The 17,958-nt window shown below is 45.6% G+C and carries 16 protein-coding genes and 2 pseudogenes; 12 read left to right on the top strand and 6 right to left on the bottom strand.

The window, feature by feature from the left end; genetic code table 11:
* Window positions 1-107 precede the first annotated feature (107 nt).
* The 3 genes from coaBC to lpxL all read left to right on the top strand — a co-directional run bounded on the left by coaBC (window position 108) and on the right by lpxL (window position 3,161).
* A complete protein-coding gene (gene coaBC, locus J0X00_RS12575) occupies window positions 108-1,328 on the top strand; it encodes a bifunctional phosphopantothenoylcysteine decarboxylase/phosphopantothenate--cysteine ligase CoaBC (protein ID WP_282478168.1) in 1,221 nt (406 codons plus the stop codon).
* Window positions 1,329-1,570: 242 nt separating this feature from the next.
* Window positions 1,571-2,161 (top strand): nucleoid occlusion factor SlmA, encoded by a 591-nt coding sequence (slmA, locus tag J0X00_RS12570; RefSeq protein WP_136487214.1) that lies wholly within the window; start codon window positions 1,571-1,573, stop codon window positions 2,159-2,161.
* 49 nt (window positions 2,162-2,210) lie between these two features.
* Window positions 2,211-3,161, top strand: a complete 951-nt coding sequence (gene lpxL / locus J0X00_RS12565; RefSeq protein ID WP_136487215.1) for an LpxL/LpxP family Kdo(2)-lipid IV(A) lauroyl/palmitoleoyl acyltransferase — start codon at window positions 2,211-2,213, stop codon at window positions 3,159-3,161.
* 247 nt (window positions 3,162-3,408) lie between these two features.
* Here lpxL and pyrE read toward each other — a convergent pair whose 3' ends face one another.
* Both pyrE and rph read right to left on the bottom strand, forming a co-directional pair.
* Complete coding sequence (pyrE, locus tag J0X00_RS12560; protein WP_136487216.1) at window positions 3,409-4,050, bottom strand: orotate phosphoribosyltransferase; 642 nt, start codon at window positions 4,048-4,050, stop codon at window positions 3,409-3,411.
* A gap of 220 nt (window positions 4,051-4,270) precedes the next feature.
* Window positions 4,271-4,990, bottom strand: coding sequence for a ribonuclease PH (gene rph / locus J0X00_RS12555; protein ID WP_136487217.1), 720 nt, complete (start codon window positions 4,988-4,990; stop codon window positions 4,271-4,273).
* Between the two features lie 256 nt (window positions 4,991-5,246).
* Here rph and J0X00_RS12550 point away from each other — a divergent pair, with 256 nt between their 5' ends.
* Window positions 5,247-6,113: a YicC/YloC family endoribonuclease gene (locus J0X00_RS12550; RefSeq protein ID WP_282478167.1), complete on the top strand. Its 867-nt coding sequence runs from the start codon at window positions 5,247-5,249 to the stop codon at window positions 6,111-6,113.
* Window positions 6,114-6,294: 181 nt separating this feature from the next.
* Window positions 6,295-7,551 (top strand): site-specific integrase, encoded by a 1,257-nt coding sequence (locus tag J0X00_RS12545; RefSeq protein ID WP_282478166.1) that lies wholly within the window; start codon window positions 6,295-6,297, stop codon window positions 7,549-7,551.
* A gap of 17 nt (window positions 7,552-7,568) precedes the next feature.
* Here the strand turns inward: J0X00_RS12545 and J0X00_RS12540 are convergent, their stop codons facing one another.
* Window positions 7,569-8,828 carry a hypothetical protein gene (locus J0X00_RS12540; RefSeq protein WP_282478165.1) on the bottom strand — a complete coding sequence of 420 codons (1,260 nt, stop codon included), beginning with the start codon at window positions 8,826-8,828 and terminating at the stop codon, window positions 7,569-7,571.
* A gap of 129 nt (window positions 8,829-8,957) precedes the next feature.
* On the opposite strand from J0X00_RS12540, the gene J0X00_RS12535 reads away from it, so the two are divergent.
* From J0X00_RS12535 to mobF, 6 genes and pseudogenes are all read left to right on the top strand, one after another.
* Window positions 8,958-9,161 carry an AlpA family phage regulatory protein gene (locus J0X00_RS12535; protein WP_222751113.1) on the top strand — a complete coding sequence of 68 codons (204 nt, stop codon included), beginning with the start codon at window positions 8,958-8,960 and terminating at the stop codon, window positions 9,159-9,161.
* A 42-nt stretch (window positions 9,162-9,203) separates the two neighbouring features.
* Window positions 9,204-9,452, top strand: a complete 249-nt coding sequence (locus J0X00_RS12530; protein WP_282478164.1) for a hypothetical protein — start codon at window positions 9,204-9,206, stop codon at window positions 9,450-9,452.
* Window positions 9,453-9,592: 140 nt separating this feature from the next.
* Window positions 9,593-9,898: a hypothetical protein gene (locus J0X00_RS12525; protein WP_282478163.1), complete on the top strand. Its 306-nt coding sequence runs from the start codon at window positions 9,593-9,595 to the stop codon at window positions 9,896-9,898.
* The gene (locus J0X00_RS21175) at window positions 9,895-10,626 is read left to right on the top strand and encodes a type IV secretion system DNA-binding domain-containing protein (protein ID WP_348984825.1); all 732 of its coding nucleotides are present in this window, start codon (window positions 9,895-9,897) and stop codon (window positions 10,624-10,626) included. Before J0X00_RS12525 ends, J0X00_RS21175 begins: the two co-directional genes overlap by 4 nt.
* Window positions 10,557-11,627 (top strand): annotated as a pseudogene (locus J0X00_RS12515) (type IV secretion system DNA-binding domain-containing protein); the annotation flags it as partial. The gene J0X00_RS21175 and the pseudogene J0X00_RS12515, both read left to right, overlap by 70 nt.
* Window positions 11,628-11,630: 3 nt before the next feature.
* Window positions 11,631-14,228 (top strand): MobF family relaxase, encoded by a 2,598-nt coding sequence (gene mobF, locus J0X00_RS12510; RefSeq protein ID WP_282478162.1) that lies wholly within the window; start codon window positions 11,631-11,633, stop codon window positions 14,226-14,228.
* 56 nt (window positions 14,229-14,284) lie between these two features.
* Here mobF and dcm read toward each other — a convergent pair whose 3' ends face one another.
* Genes dcm through J0X00_RS12495 form a run of 3 tightly spaced genes read right to left on the bottom strand, consistent with a single transcriptional unit; the run spans window position 14,285 to window position 16,252 of the window.
* On the bottom strand, window positions 14,285-15,460 hold the full coding sequence (gene dcm / locus J0X00_RS12505) for a DNA (cytosine-5-)-methyltransferase (RefSeq protein ID WP_282478161.1): 1,176 nt from the start codon (window positions 15,458-15,460) through the stop codon (window positions 14,285-14,287).
* A gap of 23 nt (window positions 15,461-15,483) precedes the next feature.
* On the bottom strand, window positions 15,484-16,029 hold the full coding sequence (locus J0X00_RS12500) for a hypothetical protein (protein ID WP_282478160.1): 546 nt from the start codon (window positions 16,027-16,029) through the stop codon (window positions 15,484-15,486).
* Entirely contained in the window at window positions 16,019-16,252 is a 234-nt protein-coding gene (locus J0X00_RS12495; RefSeq protein ID WP_282478159.1) for a helix-turn-helix transcriptional regulator, read from the bottom strand. Before J0X00_RS12495 ends, J0X00_RS12500 begins: the two co-directional genes overlap by 11 nt.
* 395 nt (window positions 16,253-16,647) lie before the next feature.
* Between J0X00_RS12495 and J0X00_RS12490 the strand changes: the two are divergent.
* Window positions 16,648-17,858 (top strand): annotated as a pseudogene (locus J0X00_RS12490) (integrase arm-type DNA-binding domain-containing protein).
* The last annotated feature ends 100 nt before the right edge of the window (window positions 17,859-17,958 follow it).

The raw sequence follows: 17,958 nt of genomic DNA, 5'->3' as shown, positions 1-17,958 counted from the left end.
CCTGCATGTTTAGCCTTTATCGGCCACCATCGGCGATACTTGACGCAGCTCCGACATCTTTCTGCAGTTGTGCTAACATAGCGCGCAGAATTTTTGAGGAATCCAGTATGCAAACGTTGGCAGGAAAAAAGATTCTGCTTGGTATCAGCGGCGGTATCGCTGCGTACAAATGTGCAGAACTCACCCGTCGCCTGATTGAGCGCGGGGCCGAGGTCCGGGTCGTTATGACGACGGCGGCGAAAGAATTTATTACCCCATTGACCATGCAGGCGGTGTCCGGTCATCCGGTGTCCGACAGTCTGCTCGATCCGGCAGCGGAAGCGTCGATGGGCCATATTGAACTGGCCAAATGGGCCGACCTGGTGTTGCTGGCACCGGCTAGCGCCGATTTGATTGCGCGTATGGCGGCTGGCATGGGGAACGATTTGCTGACTACGCTGGTGCTGGCAACAGATGCACAGGTTGTGGTGTCTCCGGCCATGAACCAGCAGATGTACCGCAACCTGGCCACGCAGGACAATATCGCGACGCTGACACAGCGCGGCATGCAGATCTGGGGGCCGGGCGCCGGTCAGCAGGCGTGTGGTGATGTGGGGCCAGGCCGTATGCTCGAGCCGATGGATTTAGTCCAGCGCTGTGAGGGTTACTTCGGCCCCAAGCCGCTGCGCGGTAAACGGGTGCTGCTCACCGCGGGTCCGACGCGCGAGGCGCTCGATCCGGTGCGTTACATCACCAATCACAGTTCAGGGAAAATGGGCTTTGCGATTGCCGACGCGGCAGCGAAACTGGGTGCAGAAGTGACCCTGATCAGCGGACCGGTGCATTTAACTACCCCAGCCAATGTGTCGCGTATTAATGTTAGCAGCGCCGTGGATATGCATGCTGAGGTGATGAACCAGGCCTGCGCACACGATATCTTTATCGGCTGTGCGGCCGTGGCGGATTACCGCCCGCAGCAGGTCGCCGCCCAGAAAATGAAAAAGACCGATGACAGCGATACGCTGACCATCACCATGGTCAAAAACCCGGATATTGTCGCCAGTGTGGCCGCAATGGCGCAAAACCGACCATTTACTGTTGGCTTTGCCGCTGAAACTGAGGACGTAGAGCAATACGCCCGCGGTAAACTGGTGAAGAAAAACCTCGATATGATTTGCGCCAATGATGTTTCAGTCGCAGGTCAGGGGTTTAACAGTAACGATAACGCGCTGACGGTCTACTTTGCCGGAGATGCAACCCGTCCTGAAGGCAAACAGCTGCTACCACTGGCCTCCAAAGCCGAGCTGGCACATGCCCTGATGCTGTTGATCAACGACAAAATAAGCTAAACGCCGCTGAGTGCGCATCCCGCTGCGGGATGCGTGTCACGAGTTAACACTTTCCTCTTGTCTATTTGTGTTTACTCGCCGATATCACCACTCAGAGACAGCAACCGCCTGTGCGGTGCTGCCGTGCGCGCGACGACAGGCAGCCAAGTCAGTCGTCGCATAAAACTGTAGTGGTACTGAAAAGCTTGATTTGCAATAACTTTAATTTTAAAAAGCTTACGTTTTGAAAAGGAAAGACGGTTATGGCCGGCACTAAGAAAAGCAATCGACGTGAAGAAATACTGCAAGCCTTAGCAGAGATGCTCGAATCCCATGAAGGTGCCTCACGCATCACCACCGCCAAACTGGCCAAGCAGGTGGGTGTGTCTGAAGCCGCTTTGTATCGTCATTTCCCGAGCAAAGCACGTATGTTTGAAGGCCTGATTGAATTTATCGAAGAGTCCCTGATGTCACGCATCAACCGGATTCTGGATGAAGAAAAAGATACTCTGAACCGGATTCGGATGGTGATGCAACTGCTGCTGGCCTTCTCTGAACGTAACCCGGGCCTGACAAGAATTTTGTCCGGACATGCTCTAATGTTTGAAAATGAGCGCCTGCGTGAACGTATCAATCAGTTGTTTGAACGCATTGAAACCTCGCTGCGTCAGATCCTGCGCGAGCGTAAGATTCGGGAAGGCAAATCGTTCCCGGTCGATGAAAACATTCTGGCCGCGCAGTTACTCGGCCAGGTGGAAGGCAGTCTGAACCGCTTTGTACGCTCAGATTTCAAATACCAGCCAACCGCTAACTTTGAAGAGTACTGGTCACTGCTCAGTGCGCAGATTCAGTAATCTTGAATCATGACAATCTATTTTTACTCTTAATCAGACAGACCACATTATGAGTCAAAACAAATACGCCAAACCCGAATTTACTTTGTCACTGCTGCACCCGAAAAACTGGGGGGTGTGGCTCGGCTTTGGTTTTCTCGCTCTGCTGGTGAACCTGCTGCCCTATTCACTGCTGCTCAAACTGGGCCGGAGTCTGGGCAAGCTTGGAATGCGCTTTGGTAAAAAGCGCGTCCATGTCGCCAAACGTAACCTGGAACTGGCCTTTCCGGATAAAGCGGCCGATGAAATCGAACGCATGGTGGAAGAGAACTTCAAAAACACCGGCGCGGCGCTGATTGAAACCGGCATCGCCTGGTTCTGGCCGACCTGGCGCTTCAAACGCCGCCTGATTAATAAAGACACCAGCGCACTGGCCGAGCACTTGCGTCACAAACAAGGCGTGCTGATGTGCTGTGTGCATGCACTTAATCTGGAAATCACCGCCCGTGCGTGCGGCGCACTGGGCTTGTCCGGTTACGGAGTATTCCGCCCACATAACAACCCGGCGTATAACTTTATTCAGTACTGGGGCCGCACTCACAACGGCAATAAGCTGGTTGACCGCAAAGATGTCAAACAAATGATTCGCGTCATGCGCCAGGGTGAGCTGCTGTTCTACCTACCGGACCACGACTACGGCCGCAATAAATCCGCGTTTGTACCTTTCTTTGCGGTTGAAGATGCCTGTACCACCACTGGTACTTACCTGCTGGCCAAAGCCAGTAAGTGTGCGATTGTGATGGGTTCGGGATTTCGCAACGCGGAGGGTAAATATGAGATCTTCGCAGACCTGTCGGTGGAAGATCACTTCCCGTACGACGATGAAACCGCCTCTGCCGCTTACATGAATCAGTTTGTCGAGCAGCTGATCCTGCGCGCGCCAACCCAGTGGATGTGGCTGCACAAACGCTTTAAGACCATGCAGGATCCGAAGGTGGAAAAAGGCATTCGCTATAAGTGAGGTTGAGGTTCTAGGTTCTACGTTCTAGGAGAAAAGGTCTTAATAGCGGTGAATATCTTCACTGCGATGATGAAAAGTCTTAATCTCAGCTTGATACACTAAAAATAAAGCTCCGGCCTGAATCATCAGCGCCGGAGCTTTTAGATCTGGGTCCCTAGAGAAAAGTTTGCTCTGAATATTTAGGGTCCAAAGACTGGGCCCTAAATAAAAAATCACTCCGAACGCCTAGGTCCTAGATCCTAGGGCCTTAAATACCATATTGCGCGCGGTACGCTTTGACCGCTGCCAGGTGCTCGCTGTTACCGCCCTTCTCTTCGAGGTAAGTAATCAGGTCAGTCAGGCTGACAATCGAGACCACAGCACAGCCAAAATCACGTTCCACTTCCTGAATCGCCGACAGCTCGCCTTTGCCTTTTTCCTGACGGTCAATCGCCACCAATACACCGGCCAGATCCGCGCCGTTATTCTTGATGATCTCCATCGATTCACGAATTGCAGTACCGGCGGTAATGACGTCGTCTACCAGCATGATACGCCCCTGCAGCGGACTGCCGACCAGACTCCCGCCTTCACCGTGGTCTTTGGCTTCTTTACGGTTAAAGCAGTATGGCGTATCCACATCGTGGTGATCCGCCAGCGCAACGGCAGTGGTGGTCGCAATCGGGATGCCTTTGTAGGCCGGGCCAAACAGCACATCGTATTCGATAGCCGAGTCCATCAGCGCTGCGGCATAAAAACGGCCCAGACGCGCTAAATCGCGGCCAGTATTGAACAGACCAGCGTTAAAGAAATAAGGGCTTTTACGGCCTGATTTCAAAGTAAACTCACCAAATTTCAGGACTTCCTTTTCTAGTGCAAACTCAATAAATTCACGCTGGTACGCTTTCATGACTTTCTCTCTTTGATTTAGGTTCTAGGGATTAGGATCCTAGGCCCCAGGTTGGTTGCTTGTATATCATCAGCTCTAGAACAACAGGTTCTGGAGTCAATATAATCGTCGACCTTGCCGGTTAAGATCTCAGGCCCCAGGTCCTGAAAACCTTGTGCTAATCGCAGCAAGGACGACAAAAAAAACACAAAAAAATAGCCCCCATAACGGGAGCTATCGATCAATTATTTTCTAACGACGCCTTCTGCGCCGAGACAATGTCTGCAATGCCTTTCTTGGCCACCGCCAGCAAATCCAGCAGTTGCTCATGGCTAAACGGTTCGCCTTCAGCCGTACCCTGGATTTCGATCATGTTACCTTCTTCGGTCATTACCACATTCATGTCGGTGTCAGCAGCCGAGTCTTCAACATATTCCAGATCACACAACACGTCCTGCCCCAGAATACCTACCGACACGGCCGCCACATGGCCTTTCATCGGGTTCTTCTTCAGTTTACCGCTCTCGACCAGCTTATCGAATGCATCCGCCAGAGCCACGCTCGCACCGGAGATAGACGCCGTACGGGTACCGCCGTCAGCCTGAATCACATCACAGTCAACCGTAATCATCAGCTCGCCCATGGCTTTCAGATCCACCACAGCACGCAGGCTGCGCGCGATCAGACGCTGGATTTCCATGGTACGTCCACCCTGTTTACCGCTCGCCGCTTCACGGCGAGTACGCGAGTGAGTAGCACGCGGCAGCATACCGTATTCAGCGGTTACCCAGCCTTTACCCTGGCCTTTTAGCCAGCGTGGCACGCCTTCTTCTACCGTGGCGTTACACAGCACTTTGGTATTACCAAACTCAACCAGTACAGAGCCTTCTGCATAGGCGGTGTAATGACGAGTAATCTTGATCGGACGAACCTGATCCGCAGCGCGGTTATTTGGACGCATAGGGCCTCTACCTTGTTTGTGTGAACGACGTTTTATGGTTTTACACAACACTTATGGCTGCGAAACGACGCGGGGTTGCAACGACAACCGGTCGAAACGGCGGTTGAACAAAACCGCAGCCGAAGGGTCGAATTTATTGGGGCAAAATTATAGCGGAAATCCTTGCTCAATCACAGAGTCTCTACACCCACTCGGCAACTTTTCTATGCTAGTATTATCGCCAGTTCATTTTTGAATATAAACCAAGGACATTTCGATGATTTACAGCATGACGGCGTACTCACGCAAAGAAGTCAAAGGCGATTGGGGCAGTGCCGTGTGGGAAATCCGCTCGGTCAACCAACGCTATCTGGAGACCTACTTCCGCCTGCCGGAACAGTTCCGTGGCCTGGAGCCAGTGCTGCGTGAGCGTTTCCGTAAGCGTCTGGCGCGCGGTAAAGTCGAATGTCATCTGCGTTATGAAGCCAACCATGCCGCGCAAAGTGAACTGAGCATTAACGAAGACCTGGCCAATCAGGTCATTAAAGCCGCCAGCCAGATCATGCATATGACCGGCGAGCTGAGCCGTATCAACCCGTTCCAGGTCATGCAGTGGCCGGGCGTGATGGAAACGCCTGAGCAGGATATGGACGAAATCAACCAGGCTCTACTGAACGGTTTTGAAGACGCACTGAGTGAGTTTATCGAAGCACGCGGCCGTGAAGGCGACAACATGAAAGCCTTGATCGTGCAGCGCCTTGATGCGATCAGTGCCGAAGTGGTCAAAGTTCGCGCGCGGATGCCGGAAATCCTCGACTGGCAGCGTGAACGCCTACTCACTAAATTCGAAGAAGCTAAAGTCGAACTGGAGCCGACCCGGGTTGAGCAGGAACTGATCCTGCTGGCACAAAAATCCGATGTCGCCGAAGAGCTAGACCGACTCGATTCTCACGTCAAAGAGACGCACAACATCCTCAAAAAAGGTGGCTCGTGCGGTCGCCGTCTCGACTTCATGATGCAAGAGTTCAACCGTGAGTCGAACACGCTGGCGTCAAAATCGATCAGCACCGACATCACCGCCTCCGGCGTGGAACTGAAAGTGCTTATCGAGCAGATGCGTGAGCAAATTCAGAATATAGAATGATATATCATGACAACTCTCATGTGTTTAATTTTCATTTAAAACAATGAGATATAACAAACCATTCAATTCATAAGCTTTCACAAGCCCCCATAAAACCTCATTTAAGTGGTGACATAAAAGGTGACAAAAATTCCTAACTATTTTAGGATTGTCACTTATGTCACCATTTTTATTTTGACTTATGAATGACGCACAACTGAGATCAAAACTTAAATCGGGAAAAGTCGGGAAGTACAAAGTCGATACAGGGCTTTACTTCCGAGTCACTGAGCAGCAGAGTGCCTTTTGGGTTCTCCGCTACACCATCTTTGGCAAACGTAGAGAAATGACACTAGGGAGATACGGTAGACCTCCGGAAGGAATTTCTTTGTCCGAAGCAAAATTAAAGGCATTAGAATCCCGAGCGATAGTAAAGCAAGGTTTAGATCCTTTAGCCGAAAGAAAACGCAGCCAACTGCCGCAATTCAATACGGTAAACGATGTTGCACAAGACTGGCTTAAGGAGTGTGAAAGACATCTTAAGAACCCAAGCATACCCGCTCGTGTATATCGAAAAGACATCGCTCCCTACATCGGAGAGCTTGGCGTTAACCAAGTAAACTCTAGAGATATTTTGCAAATCATCAGAGCCATTAACGAAAGTGGACGCCGAACCATTGCAAACGATGCATTAAGCTACTGTAAGCAACTCTTTAACCATGCCCTAAAACTCGATCTAGTTGTAAACAACCCTGCGACCCCATTTAAAGACAAGGACGCAGGCGGAACTGAATATTCCCGAACACGTATCCTTTCTCTCGATGAGATAAGAACAGTCTTCGAAGTCTTTGATAAACGCCCTGATGTCATGACAAGAGAAAACTACCTAGCTATCCTAATTTTACTTCTACTAGGCATCCGAAAAGGTGAACTGATTGCTGCAAAATGGAGTGAATTTGAACTGTCTAAAAAAATCTGGGATCTACCAGCAGAACGAACAAAAACAGGAGTAGCAATTCGAATTCCATTACCAGAGCAACTGATACCTGTATTTTTTGAGCTTCAAGTTAGAGCGAACGGATCTGAATACGTTTTCCCTTCTCGAAGAGCCAGCAAACGTCGCAAATACATCAGCGACGATACCTTAAATCACGCGCTAGCTAAATTGTTTGGTCGAAAAGTCGACTCTAAAAAACAGCCCCTCCCCAATATATTTGGAGAACATGGCATAGAGCATTTCGTCGTGCATGATCTGAGGCGAACATTCCGCAGCCTCCTAGCTAAAAACGGAGTACCAAGTCATATTGGTGAACGCAGCCTCAACCACAAATTAAAAGGTACTGAGGAAGTTTACGACCGATATGACTACTTCAATGAGCGAAAAGATGCCATTTCACAGCTTGCTGAGATAATAGTGGATACAATTAACCTAGAAACACTGACATTTATACAGAAATAACAAGTACATATATTCATTCATCTAAGTCCTAACTCTTTAATGAGACGACTAGCTCTTTGAGGGCTTATCTCTACCTCTCTAGCTATTACTGAGGCATTGATACGCCCATTATGTTTAATTTGGTTGTTAGCCAATTCAGATATTTTATTTCTTAGACCATCATTTTTAGCCACTGCGCCTTTTTCAGGGCCTCTTGGTTGGGGTACTTTCTGAATCTTGATAAATGACTGATACCTCTGCAAAACATTAAAGAGAGTTCCCCATCTACTCTCAGGGACAAAATTCATCTCAATAGGTATTTTTTCAGACAGCTCATTTGTATCTTGCCATGACTCGATATCAAGGCCAGACGGATCTAATCTACTGACCACAAGACAAAAGAAATGACCCCATGAAGTTTTGGACTCCTGCGGTATATCCTTTAGTTTCGCATAAGCATCAGGGAAATAAGTCGATGCTATTTCCATTAGTTCTTCCACTGACTTAAGTCTATCCCCATCATCTTCTTGGGTATTACTGCTACTTATCACTTTGTAAGCCTGCGAAAATGTGCCAGTGAGAGCGTAGAGGGCTCTTGCTGAAGAACTGCGATTTGTAGAAGTATTCCCTATGATTTTCAGTTTTTCTCGATCTTCTAAGGAGTTCCTTCTTCTCGCAGCATTGAGAACCTTTCGTTTATCTCGATGATAGCCCCCACTATTAATATTAGGATGATGATACTTACAGTAGTGGTTTGAGTATCCTTCATCTCCAAAGTTTATACGTCGATATTTATGCACTAGCCGCCAACAGAGAGAGCAATATTCCTGAAAATGCCCATCATATGACCGCTTGCCTTTCCAAGTGACTTTAACGTTAGCCATTGCAATAGAATAACTTTGATACAACTCTTCAACATAATCAGAATAAAAAATATCGAGATGACTCTCTCGCAATAAGTCCTTTACCTTGTCTAAGTGATTCTGAGTTTTTTTTACTGATGAGAATGCTTTAAGTAAGCTGCCAACAGTATGCTTAATAGATTCTGATTGAAGTTCGTCTGGGAGTGTATGCTTAGAAGATATCGCCTGAAGCTGTTTTGTGAAGAAGATAATGACAAGCCAAACTTCATTATCTATCAATACATCATCTAGCACACTCCATAAAACTATGCTCTCTCCCCCCCCTCTTACTGTTATAGAGCGGTTGCTAACAAGCGCCTCGTTCACAGCAGTATCTAGCGCACCTTTGACACTCTCCGCTAACTTTCCAACTCTGTCGCCGTAATCAAATTCCACGCAAAAAACTACTCATTCGATAAATTAGACCGTTAAAAAATTTAAACAGAGTTATTAACGGTTAGCAAGTAAATCTTTGAAATCTCCTGATAGATACTGACAGCGTGTTCAACAAGTAGGAGATGTCATATGTCCCAAACAGCATTACTCATCCGATGCAATGAGCTTGCGCTAGAGCTCGGCATCAGTAACAGCACGCTTTTCAGGTGGAGGCAAAATGGAGAAATCCCCAAGCCTATCTATCTAGGGCCACGAATCGTGGCATGGGAAAGAGCACAAATAGACCAATGGTTAGCTTCAAAGCGCAACCCAGCTAAGAAAACGAAGAAGTGAATTCTTCGCCGAATCCAAAAATAAATAATTAAGGAACATACTATGTTTAAACATAACAACCGCAACACAAAACCACAGACGTTTCGCGACTACCAAAAAGGTAAGTTGAGTTACCTACCCGCGTTGAAATCGCTCTTGCAGCCTCGCAAGTGGAAAGACTTACCTTCTGAACTTCAACTCATTGCAGCTCGCAGAAGGCTACACAAACAACTTCCTAACGGACTGCCCCTTTTTGATCCCAACAAGGGGAATGACACAGACCCAATCGCTCCTAGCCGAGCTGACGGTTAAACCATAAGCCCACGCTAATCTCATATTTCTCATGGGGTTAGCGTGTTTACCAAGCTGTCTACAAGACCCACCCATAACCCCGAATAAATACAACAAAATCAATGTGTATACATTGTTGACTGTAAAAAGGACTCTAAATCATGGCGAGAAATTACCGACTCAACACAAAATCCAAAGCGTTTTCAGTGCGCTTTTCTGCGACCGATACACCTCAAGTCGAAGAAGATATTGAGAGAAGCGGGAAAAACCCGTCCGAATTTTTCCGAAATTTATGGGAAGAAAGTAATGAGCTAAAGCACCTACAAGCTCAGTTAAATGCGTTAGAGATACGCCTACTAAATAGAACCTTTGAAATGGTGGCCGCTATTGCGGGACTTGATGATCGCCAAAGAGACTTAGCGAAAAAAGCGTACCAGACTCGACTTAAAGCGAGACAATCACAATGAAAAGACGCGCTTGGTACATCCTTCAATTTTCAGCCTTACACCTCTTGTTAACGACAGTTTTTTTCGTTTTAACTGTCACTTTTTCTTGGTCATGGCTATCTCCTAAAGGTTGGGGCTCTATTTCACAAGACGCCCTTTCATTCTTTTCTGCCCTTGGTTATTTATCGCCACTGGTTTCCTTAGACCGTTGGGAGTGGTTCAACGAAAGGCTCACATGGTACGGCTGGCAGACAGTTTTTTATCTTCACCTTTGCATTCCGCTTTGTACTTCGGCCCTTCTGTCCTTTTTCATAACCAAGATATGCTTCAAACATCGGACCTTCTCTAAAGAGTTGGCATTTGTGTCTGGCCCTGAGCTTCGCACAGGAAAGAAAGCCATCGCCCATGCGAATAAGATGCAAAGACAAGAACTAAAGAATGCTAACACCCAGTTAGGCATTAAGGTTCACCCTAAAATTCCGATTTCGACCGCCCGAGAGCAAAACAACCTCTGTGTTTTAGGAACCACAGGTGCGGGGAAATCGACAGCCTTAAAACCCATTATTGAGCAAGTCATTGAGCGTGGTGACTATGCGGTCATCTACGACGAAAAAGGTGATACACCGAAAGCTTTTACCATGCGTCTAATACGCTATTACTCGCCCCGTGGGATGCTAGAAGTGCGATGTGGGACATCTGTAAAGATGTTCATTCAGAACAAGATGCCGAGTTGCTCGCTCAGTGTTTGATTCCCCATAGTGGCGGCGCTAAGGAAGAAATCTGGAACGACGGAGCGCGTTTAATTCTGACTGGGATGATTGTATCGTTGATTCATGACCATCGAGGAATCTGGGAATGGAACGATTTATATGAGTTACTAAAACTCCCTCCCGACTATGCCCTGATTCGTATCGAACCTCACTACCCAACCATCAACAGCCTAGTTCAGAAAAATTCGAAAACCACGCAAGGTTTCTACGTTCATCTGATTACACACTTGAACTGGCTCAAGTATTTAAGCCTAGCGTGGAAGAGAGACAGCAAAAAGCCGTTCAGCCTGCGCCAATGGGTTAAAAGCGGTAACAGTAAACGTGTGATCATCATTCAAGCCAATAGCGAATATGAAGCCATCGGCAAGCCTCTTTGCAATGCGGTGATCTCGTTTATGACAAAACACTACCTATCAGCCAGCAATACTTTTCATAGACCCACTTGGTTGTTCATTGACGAATTCGCCAACTTGCCACCTAACCCCAGCGTTAAAAAGTGGCTCGAACTGTCACGAGCTAGCGGCGGGCGATCTGTCATCTGTACTCAATCCCTATCTCAAATACGAGATATTTACGGAGAAGACGAAACCAGCGTCTTATTAAACCTACTGTCTAACGTCATCACATTGCGGCTTGGCACGGCGGGAGATGATGCCACGTATACCGCAAAGATGCTGAGCGAACAGACCGTTGAAGTACCCGACTATCAGAATGCCAATCGAATAGGCATTCGCTCAAAACAACTTGTGGTTGACGCTTCTGAGCTGACACAGCTCAGGCCAGCGAATAAACAAGGCGTTGAAGGCTATCTCTTTATTCCGAGTTGGCAATCCGTTTATAAGCTGACGTGGCCTCTCTTCACTAAGCCAGCTCAAGCCAAGAAATTTATCCCTGCTAAATGGCTGTTAAAGACAAAGGGGGAAGAAAAACTCACACCCCCGACTCCTCACAATAAAAACCCTCTAAATAAATGGAGTTAAGACATGGTTGCAACGATCAGCACTGTTAACGATAAGAACTACCTGCCCGATCAAACGAAAATGAATAAAAAGGGCCAGTCCAAGGAATACTACTCGGATCATGGTGAACCAGAAGGACGATTCACGGGCACAGGAAGCCGTGTATTCAACCTGCATGGAAAAGTCATTGATAAAGACACCTATGACAAATTGATGGATGGCTACTCGCCCGATGGATTTAAGCTTGTTCAAAACGCAGGAAAAGAAGACCGCCGTTGTGCTTGGGACGTAACGTTCAGTGCCCCCAAAAGCGTCAGTATTTATTGGGCTTGTGGTACACCAGAGCAACAAAAAGACATTGAGAGAGCCATGCGTCAGTCCGTGCAAAAAGCCATTGCTATGATGGAGTATAAAGCCGCTATAACCCGTCGAGACAAAGGTTCAAAACGCTATGAAAAACCCGTTGGTTTGATTATGGCAACCTTTGAGCATTGTACCAATAGGCATCAAGAAGTTCACAGCCATTGCCATGTACTAGTGCTAAATGTGGCCCCAAGAAAAGACGGCACCTTTGGGAGCATCGACTCTTATAAAATCTACCGTTGGATAAAACCGTTGGGGGCGGTCTTTCGTGCAGAGTTGGCTTATCAGTTAATCAAGCTGGGTTATGACATCGAGCCGGATGGCGAATCTTTTCGCCTAAAAGGCGTTTCCCAAGAGCTATGTGACGCTCACTCTTCTCGTTCTAAAGCGATACAAGAAGAATTAAACAAAGCGGGGATAAAAAGCAGCGCTAGCAAGGAAGGCCAACATTTCAAAACCAGCACTCGCCCCAGTAAAAAAGACGTGAATCGTCGTGAGTTATTTCAGAAGTGGCAGACAGAACTACATGAGGAAGGACTTACCCAAGATTATATTCAGTCCATGCTCGCGTCGGAGAAAGCCCCTAAAGCAAACTTACTCGACAAAGACCTAATTCTTGCCGAACTCACTGAGCAAAAGGCAACCTTTACCGAGCAAGAGCTATTTTATCTTGTAGGCGTAAAGGCATCGCATTGTGGTGTTAATGCATTGGAAGCTAAAGCCTTCGCTGAACTTATACTCGAAAACGAATCAGTCATTTCGTTAAGTCGAGAGGAAATCTACGCACCTCGCTATACAACACAAGAGGTGTTGTATAGCGAGAAACTTATGATTGATGATGCGAGGTTCCTAGCGTCCCAACATTCAAAAGTCATCCAAGAACATCAAGCCCTACATGCGATTCAAGCCGCAGAGAAGCAACTCGGTTTTGGCTTTGATAAAGAGCAACAAGCGGCCATTCAGTACTCTCTTAAAAGTGGTGATTTTTGTATCACACAAGGCTCGGCTGGAGCGGGTAAAACTACCTTGATGTTGGCGGTGAAAATCGCTTATGAAAGCAACGGGCTCAACATTGTTGGAGCCAGCATCGCCAAAAAAGCCTCTGATAATCTTTTTGAAGAAACGGGCATTCCTTCTCGTACTATCGCCAGCTATATCCATTTAATTGAAAATGGTCAGCACCCACTAAGAGACATAGATGTACTGGTCATAGATGAAGCGGGGCTTGTTCCTAGTACAGACCTACAAGCCCTACTTTATGAGGCAAGAACATCACATTGCAAACTCATTCTGACTGGCGAAGATAGGCAGCTTGATGCTATCACTAAAGGAGGTGCGTTACGCTACTTATCTCGACCTGAGGTCGTAGGGACACAGCGAATCGAAACCATACGTCGACAAAGGCAAGATTGGGCAAGGGAAGTGGTTGCAGATTTAAGAGATGGCAATTCAGAAAAAGCGTTAGACACCTTAGAAGAAAAAGGATGCCTTCACTGGGGAGAAACAAAAGACGAGACAAAAGCCGCATTAATCCGCGATTGGCATCAATATCAAAAAGACCATCCAGATAAACAATCCCTTGTACTCGCACAAGAATGGAAAGATGTTAAAGAGTTAAGCGAGGCTATCAGAAATATTCACATTAAAGAAGACCGGGTAGGAACTGAAAACATCCCGCTCAAATGCAGTGTAGCAGATAGACTTTTTCATTATGAGTTTTCAGTCGGTGAGCGCATCAAATTTTGCCGTAATGACACCTTACTGAAAGTAGCCAATGGCACGCTCGGCACAATCAAACAGATTGAAAGCGTTGAACACGATACCAAACTAACCGTCGAAATAGACGGTAACAGAACCATCTCTTTCCTCGCGTCAGAATACAGCGACGAGATCGGTGTAAACCTTTGCCATGCTTACGCCCTTACCGTCTTCAGCACCCAAGGAACAACCGTCAACGGGAATACCTTCACTCTCTACAGTGGCCAAATGGACAGAGCAAACACTTACGTAGCATTAAGTAGGCATAAGAACGAATCTCATATGTATGTAAACACGTTGGAAATAAGTGAAAGGGCTAAACTGATCAAAGACATACCAAAATCAACCACAAAAATAAATCACACAGCTCTAGCAAAATTGATGAGTCAAGACCGATACCATTCTTTAGCTGTCGAATTTTTGGAACAAAGAGACTGCTTAAAACGACAATCTCTTCCTAAAGAAATCGATCAGAATATTGAAAATGAATTGATCTTTTAATCTGCCCGAAGCATCTCAACACAAAAGCCTAAATAAAAACGGCTATAGAACAATTGTTAAGATGCTTTCTTTAACCGTGTTTGAACATATGTATTAAAAATTGGTGTGAGGATATTTCTAGATATAAAATCTATAACAGGAACACAAACGGCATCCCCCATTGCAAAGTACCCTTGATTATCATTCTTCGGCAATATGTAAGAGTCTCTAACTCCCTGTAAACGAGCGTATTCTCGAGGAGTCAACAATCGAACTGACCACGAGCCAAAGCCTGCTTGCACTACAATTTGTTTACTAGAGCCTCCTCGTGGCGTTCGTAAACAACCAGCGATACCATCAGTACGCATCTCCGCCATAGACAACCCTTTTCTCATTCGACGATAAACTGTTCCATACGAAAAAGCGTTTTTTGAGCACATTTCGGCCAGTAGGTCTTTATGCTTATCACTCATTTGAGAATAGAGCTTTTCTTTTCGTTCGGTATTCCACCAAAGTTCAGAATCGCCCGAAATTGTTGTGTCAATGATATCATCTAGTGTTTGAGACAATTTAGGAAGAGCGGGCACATCTAAAAGCCCCCAACTTAAACCTGGGTTTTTCTTGATAACTCTCTCTAATTTTATAGATCTTAATTCGGTTTTTTGTTTAAACAGATCCCACCATCCATCCAATATTGAATCAGTATTTTCTTTGATGGTCATAACTGAAGGAGCGATATCCTTATCAACTGCAATCAAAAATACTCTATGCCGACTTTGAGGAGTAAAGCAATCTGCATTAATTTCAATAATATCAACAACATAACCAAGATCATTGAAAATTTTTACAGTATCTCTAACATCATCCCCGTCATGAGACGTTAGAAATCCAGCAACATTCTCAAGCATCACGACCTTTGGGGCTGAGCCTGATTCTCTTTTGCTCAATATTATTTTCAATACAGCATTTAAAGACCCTGAGTGAGTCCCAGCTAGTCCAGCTCTTCCTCCGGCTACAGATAAATCAGTACATGGGAACGATGCGGTATACAGAAAAGCATCATCGGGGATGGTTGATGAATTATCAGCAAATCTCCATACGTCTCCCAAATGGAAGTCATGATCACCATAATTCGATATATATGTTTGCATCTTCTTCTCACAAATATCATTCGCCCAAGAACAGATCCAACCATTACCAGCTAGCCCTTCTCGAACTAATCCAACACCCGCAAAAAATTCAACAAATTTCATATATGGCCCGACTTAACTAAAGATTACCGCTCTAAGTATACTGTATTTTTATACACTAGTTCTGTATTTTTGATCTCGAATACTACTTTAGCATTTTTGGACACATAACCATATGGAATTGACTTTCTAAAACGTTGACGACGCAAGCTTGAATCCACTCTCTTATTGTAGTTACTTTCGTACAATGGTAGCCACTTATCGAAATAATCATGTCTTAGCTGTTGTCCGTCCATCACTCGCACTGTCACATCCTTATAGTCCTTTGAATAGGAACAAAAAAGATGCTTCACTGTACAGTCTTCATGGAGTTTTTGTTGGCCTGTATTCAAGTGATACTGATATTCGAAAGATGACCTATCTACAGAAGATTTAACTTCCCAACCTTCAAGATCAGCCCCAGTTACACCAGTCCCGTTTTTTCCTGTGATAATAGAGCCAAATAGTTCCCATAAAACGGACGGGACTACACCAGCAATTTTCAAGTTATGTTCTACTAGTAGCGAGATTTTATCTTCATCATAAATGTGTTTTTTATAGAACTCATAAGCTTTATCAATGCTATCCATCATACTCTCCATGCTTACTTAGGAGGTTTTCAGGTGGGCATCCCAAAGCATCTGCAATTCGACAGATATTGATTAGACTAACATTACGTTTACCTCTCTCAATCGAGCTTATGTATGTTCTATCTAACTCCGTTAATTCAGCGAGCTTTTCTTGACTAAGTCCCCTAGCTTTCCTTAAACGAGCAACATTACTGCCAAATAGTCGCAATAGGCTGTTATTGTCCACTTTCAACTCCAAAATCTTGAGTGAACAATTTTTGCTGATGATGACTATAAGTCCACGGACTTTAAGTCACATCTAAGCTGAATATGATTCTGGTGACAAATATGGTGACAAAAAAACAAAAATAAAACATTAATTTAATTAAAATCAATAATATAAATCAATTAAACTAATTCAAATTCAGAATATTGAATAGATTCCACACGCTTCCATTATGTTATTTAAATCATTAAATATCAAAAACTTAACTAAAAATAGATTCCATACCTGTCCATAACCAACCACAATTAACCACCACCAACTGGTGGTTAAAGTGGTGGGTTGTTACACTAACAGAAGAGCTTATCGGTGGGTAAGATCAAGTCCCGCCGATTTAATGGATATGGAGTTAGGTTAGGGTGTCTCAGTTAACAGTTAAGAAAGTGGAAGCATTAATTAAAGCTGGTGGGGAGAAAACAAAGCGCCATGGTGATGGTGGTGGTTTGTATTTAGTTGTTCCCCATTCTGGCTATCCTAGCTGGATGCTACGTTTCACATCGAACAAAAAGCGCCGCGAAATGACGCTCGGCAAAGTCAGCGACATCTCTCTGCATGATGCCCGACTACTCGCTGCCGAAAAAATGAAGCAAGTTCGTGATGGGTTTGATCCGCTTATACAACGAAAGCGCGCAGAACAAGAAAAAATAAAAACCGTTAGCGATCTATTTGAAGATTGGTATCCATCCTTAGCAAAACGTTTAAAGCATCCCAATATCCCTAAACGTATCTTCATGAAGGATATATCCCCTCATATCGGCGATATCCCTCTAGACCAAATCAATGCTCGTGATATTCGCAACACCATTAATGCCATCACTGCTGCCGGAAAACCCACAATCGCTAACGATGCTCTCGGCTATTGCAAACAGTTATTCAACCATGGAATGAAGCTCGACCTCATGCAAGGTAACCCTGCTTCTGCGTTTACGGTTCGGGATGCTGGAGGCGTGGAAAAGAGCAAGGATAGAGCCTTAACCTCCGAAGAGCTTAAACAGTTTTTTTATACTGCTAAACAAAACCCGATGAGTTTTACACGTGACAACTATTTAGCGTGTGCCTTGCTCGTGTGCTTAGGCGTGCGTAAATCCGAGCTATGTGAAAGTTTGATTTAGAAAAAGCAGTGTGGGAGCTACCCAAAGAGCGTAGTAAAACCAATGTCGGTCTTCGTATCCCTTTAGCGCCACCAATATTCGAATGGCTTGAAGAACTAAAGGTGAGAAGTTTTGGCTCTAAGTATGTGTTCCCTAGCCGCCGAATCAGTAAAAAACCGCATATGGGACCTGATACGCTTAATCGTGCGATTACCAAACTATTTGGGCACGAGCCTGGTAAAAAGAAACAACCACCGAATCTTATGGGGGATATGCCTCACTTTACTGTGCATGATCTACGTCGTACGTGCCGCACTTTATTAGCGCAACAAGGCACCCCCGGCCATGTGGCCGAGAGATGCTTGAATCACAAATTAAAAGGTGTTGAAGGGATTTATGACCGACATGATTATTTTGAAGAACGGAAAGATGCGTTAGATACGCTAGCCCTGCACATTTCTGCAGTTGTGGATTTTTAAACTATCGGTCAGCTCGAGTCATATCTTCGTTTCTGATATATAAACTATAAGCTAAACAAAGATGAGGAATGTAGCTACATTCTTCATCTTACAAACTCCT

Origin of the sequence: Vibrio sp. ABG19 (assembly GCF_029962385.1) — a bacterium.
GTDB lineage: Bacteria > Pseudomonadota > Gammaproteobacteria > Enterobacterales > Vibrionaceae > Vibrio > Vibrio ostreae.
The sequence above is the reverse complement of the archived record's forward strand: the minus strand, read 5'-3'. Positions and strand labels throughout refer to the sequence as shown.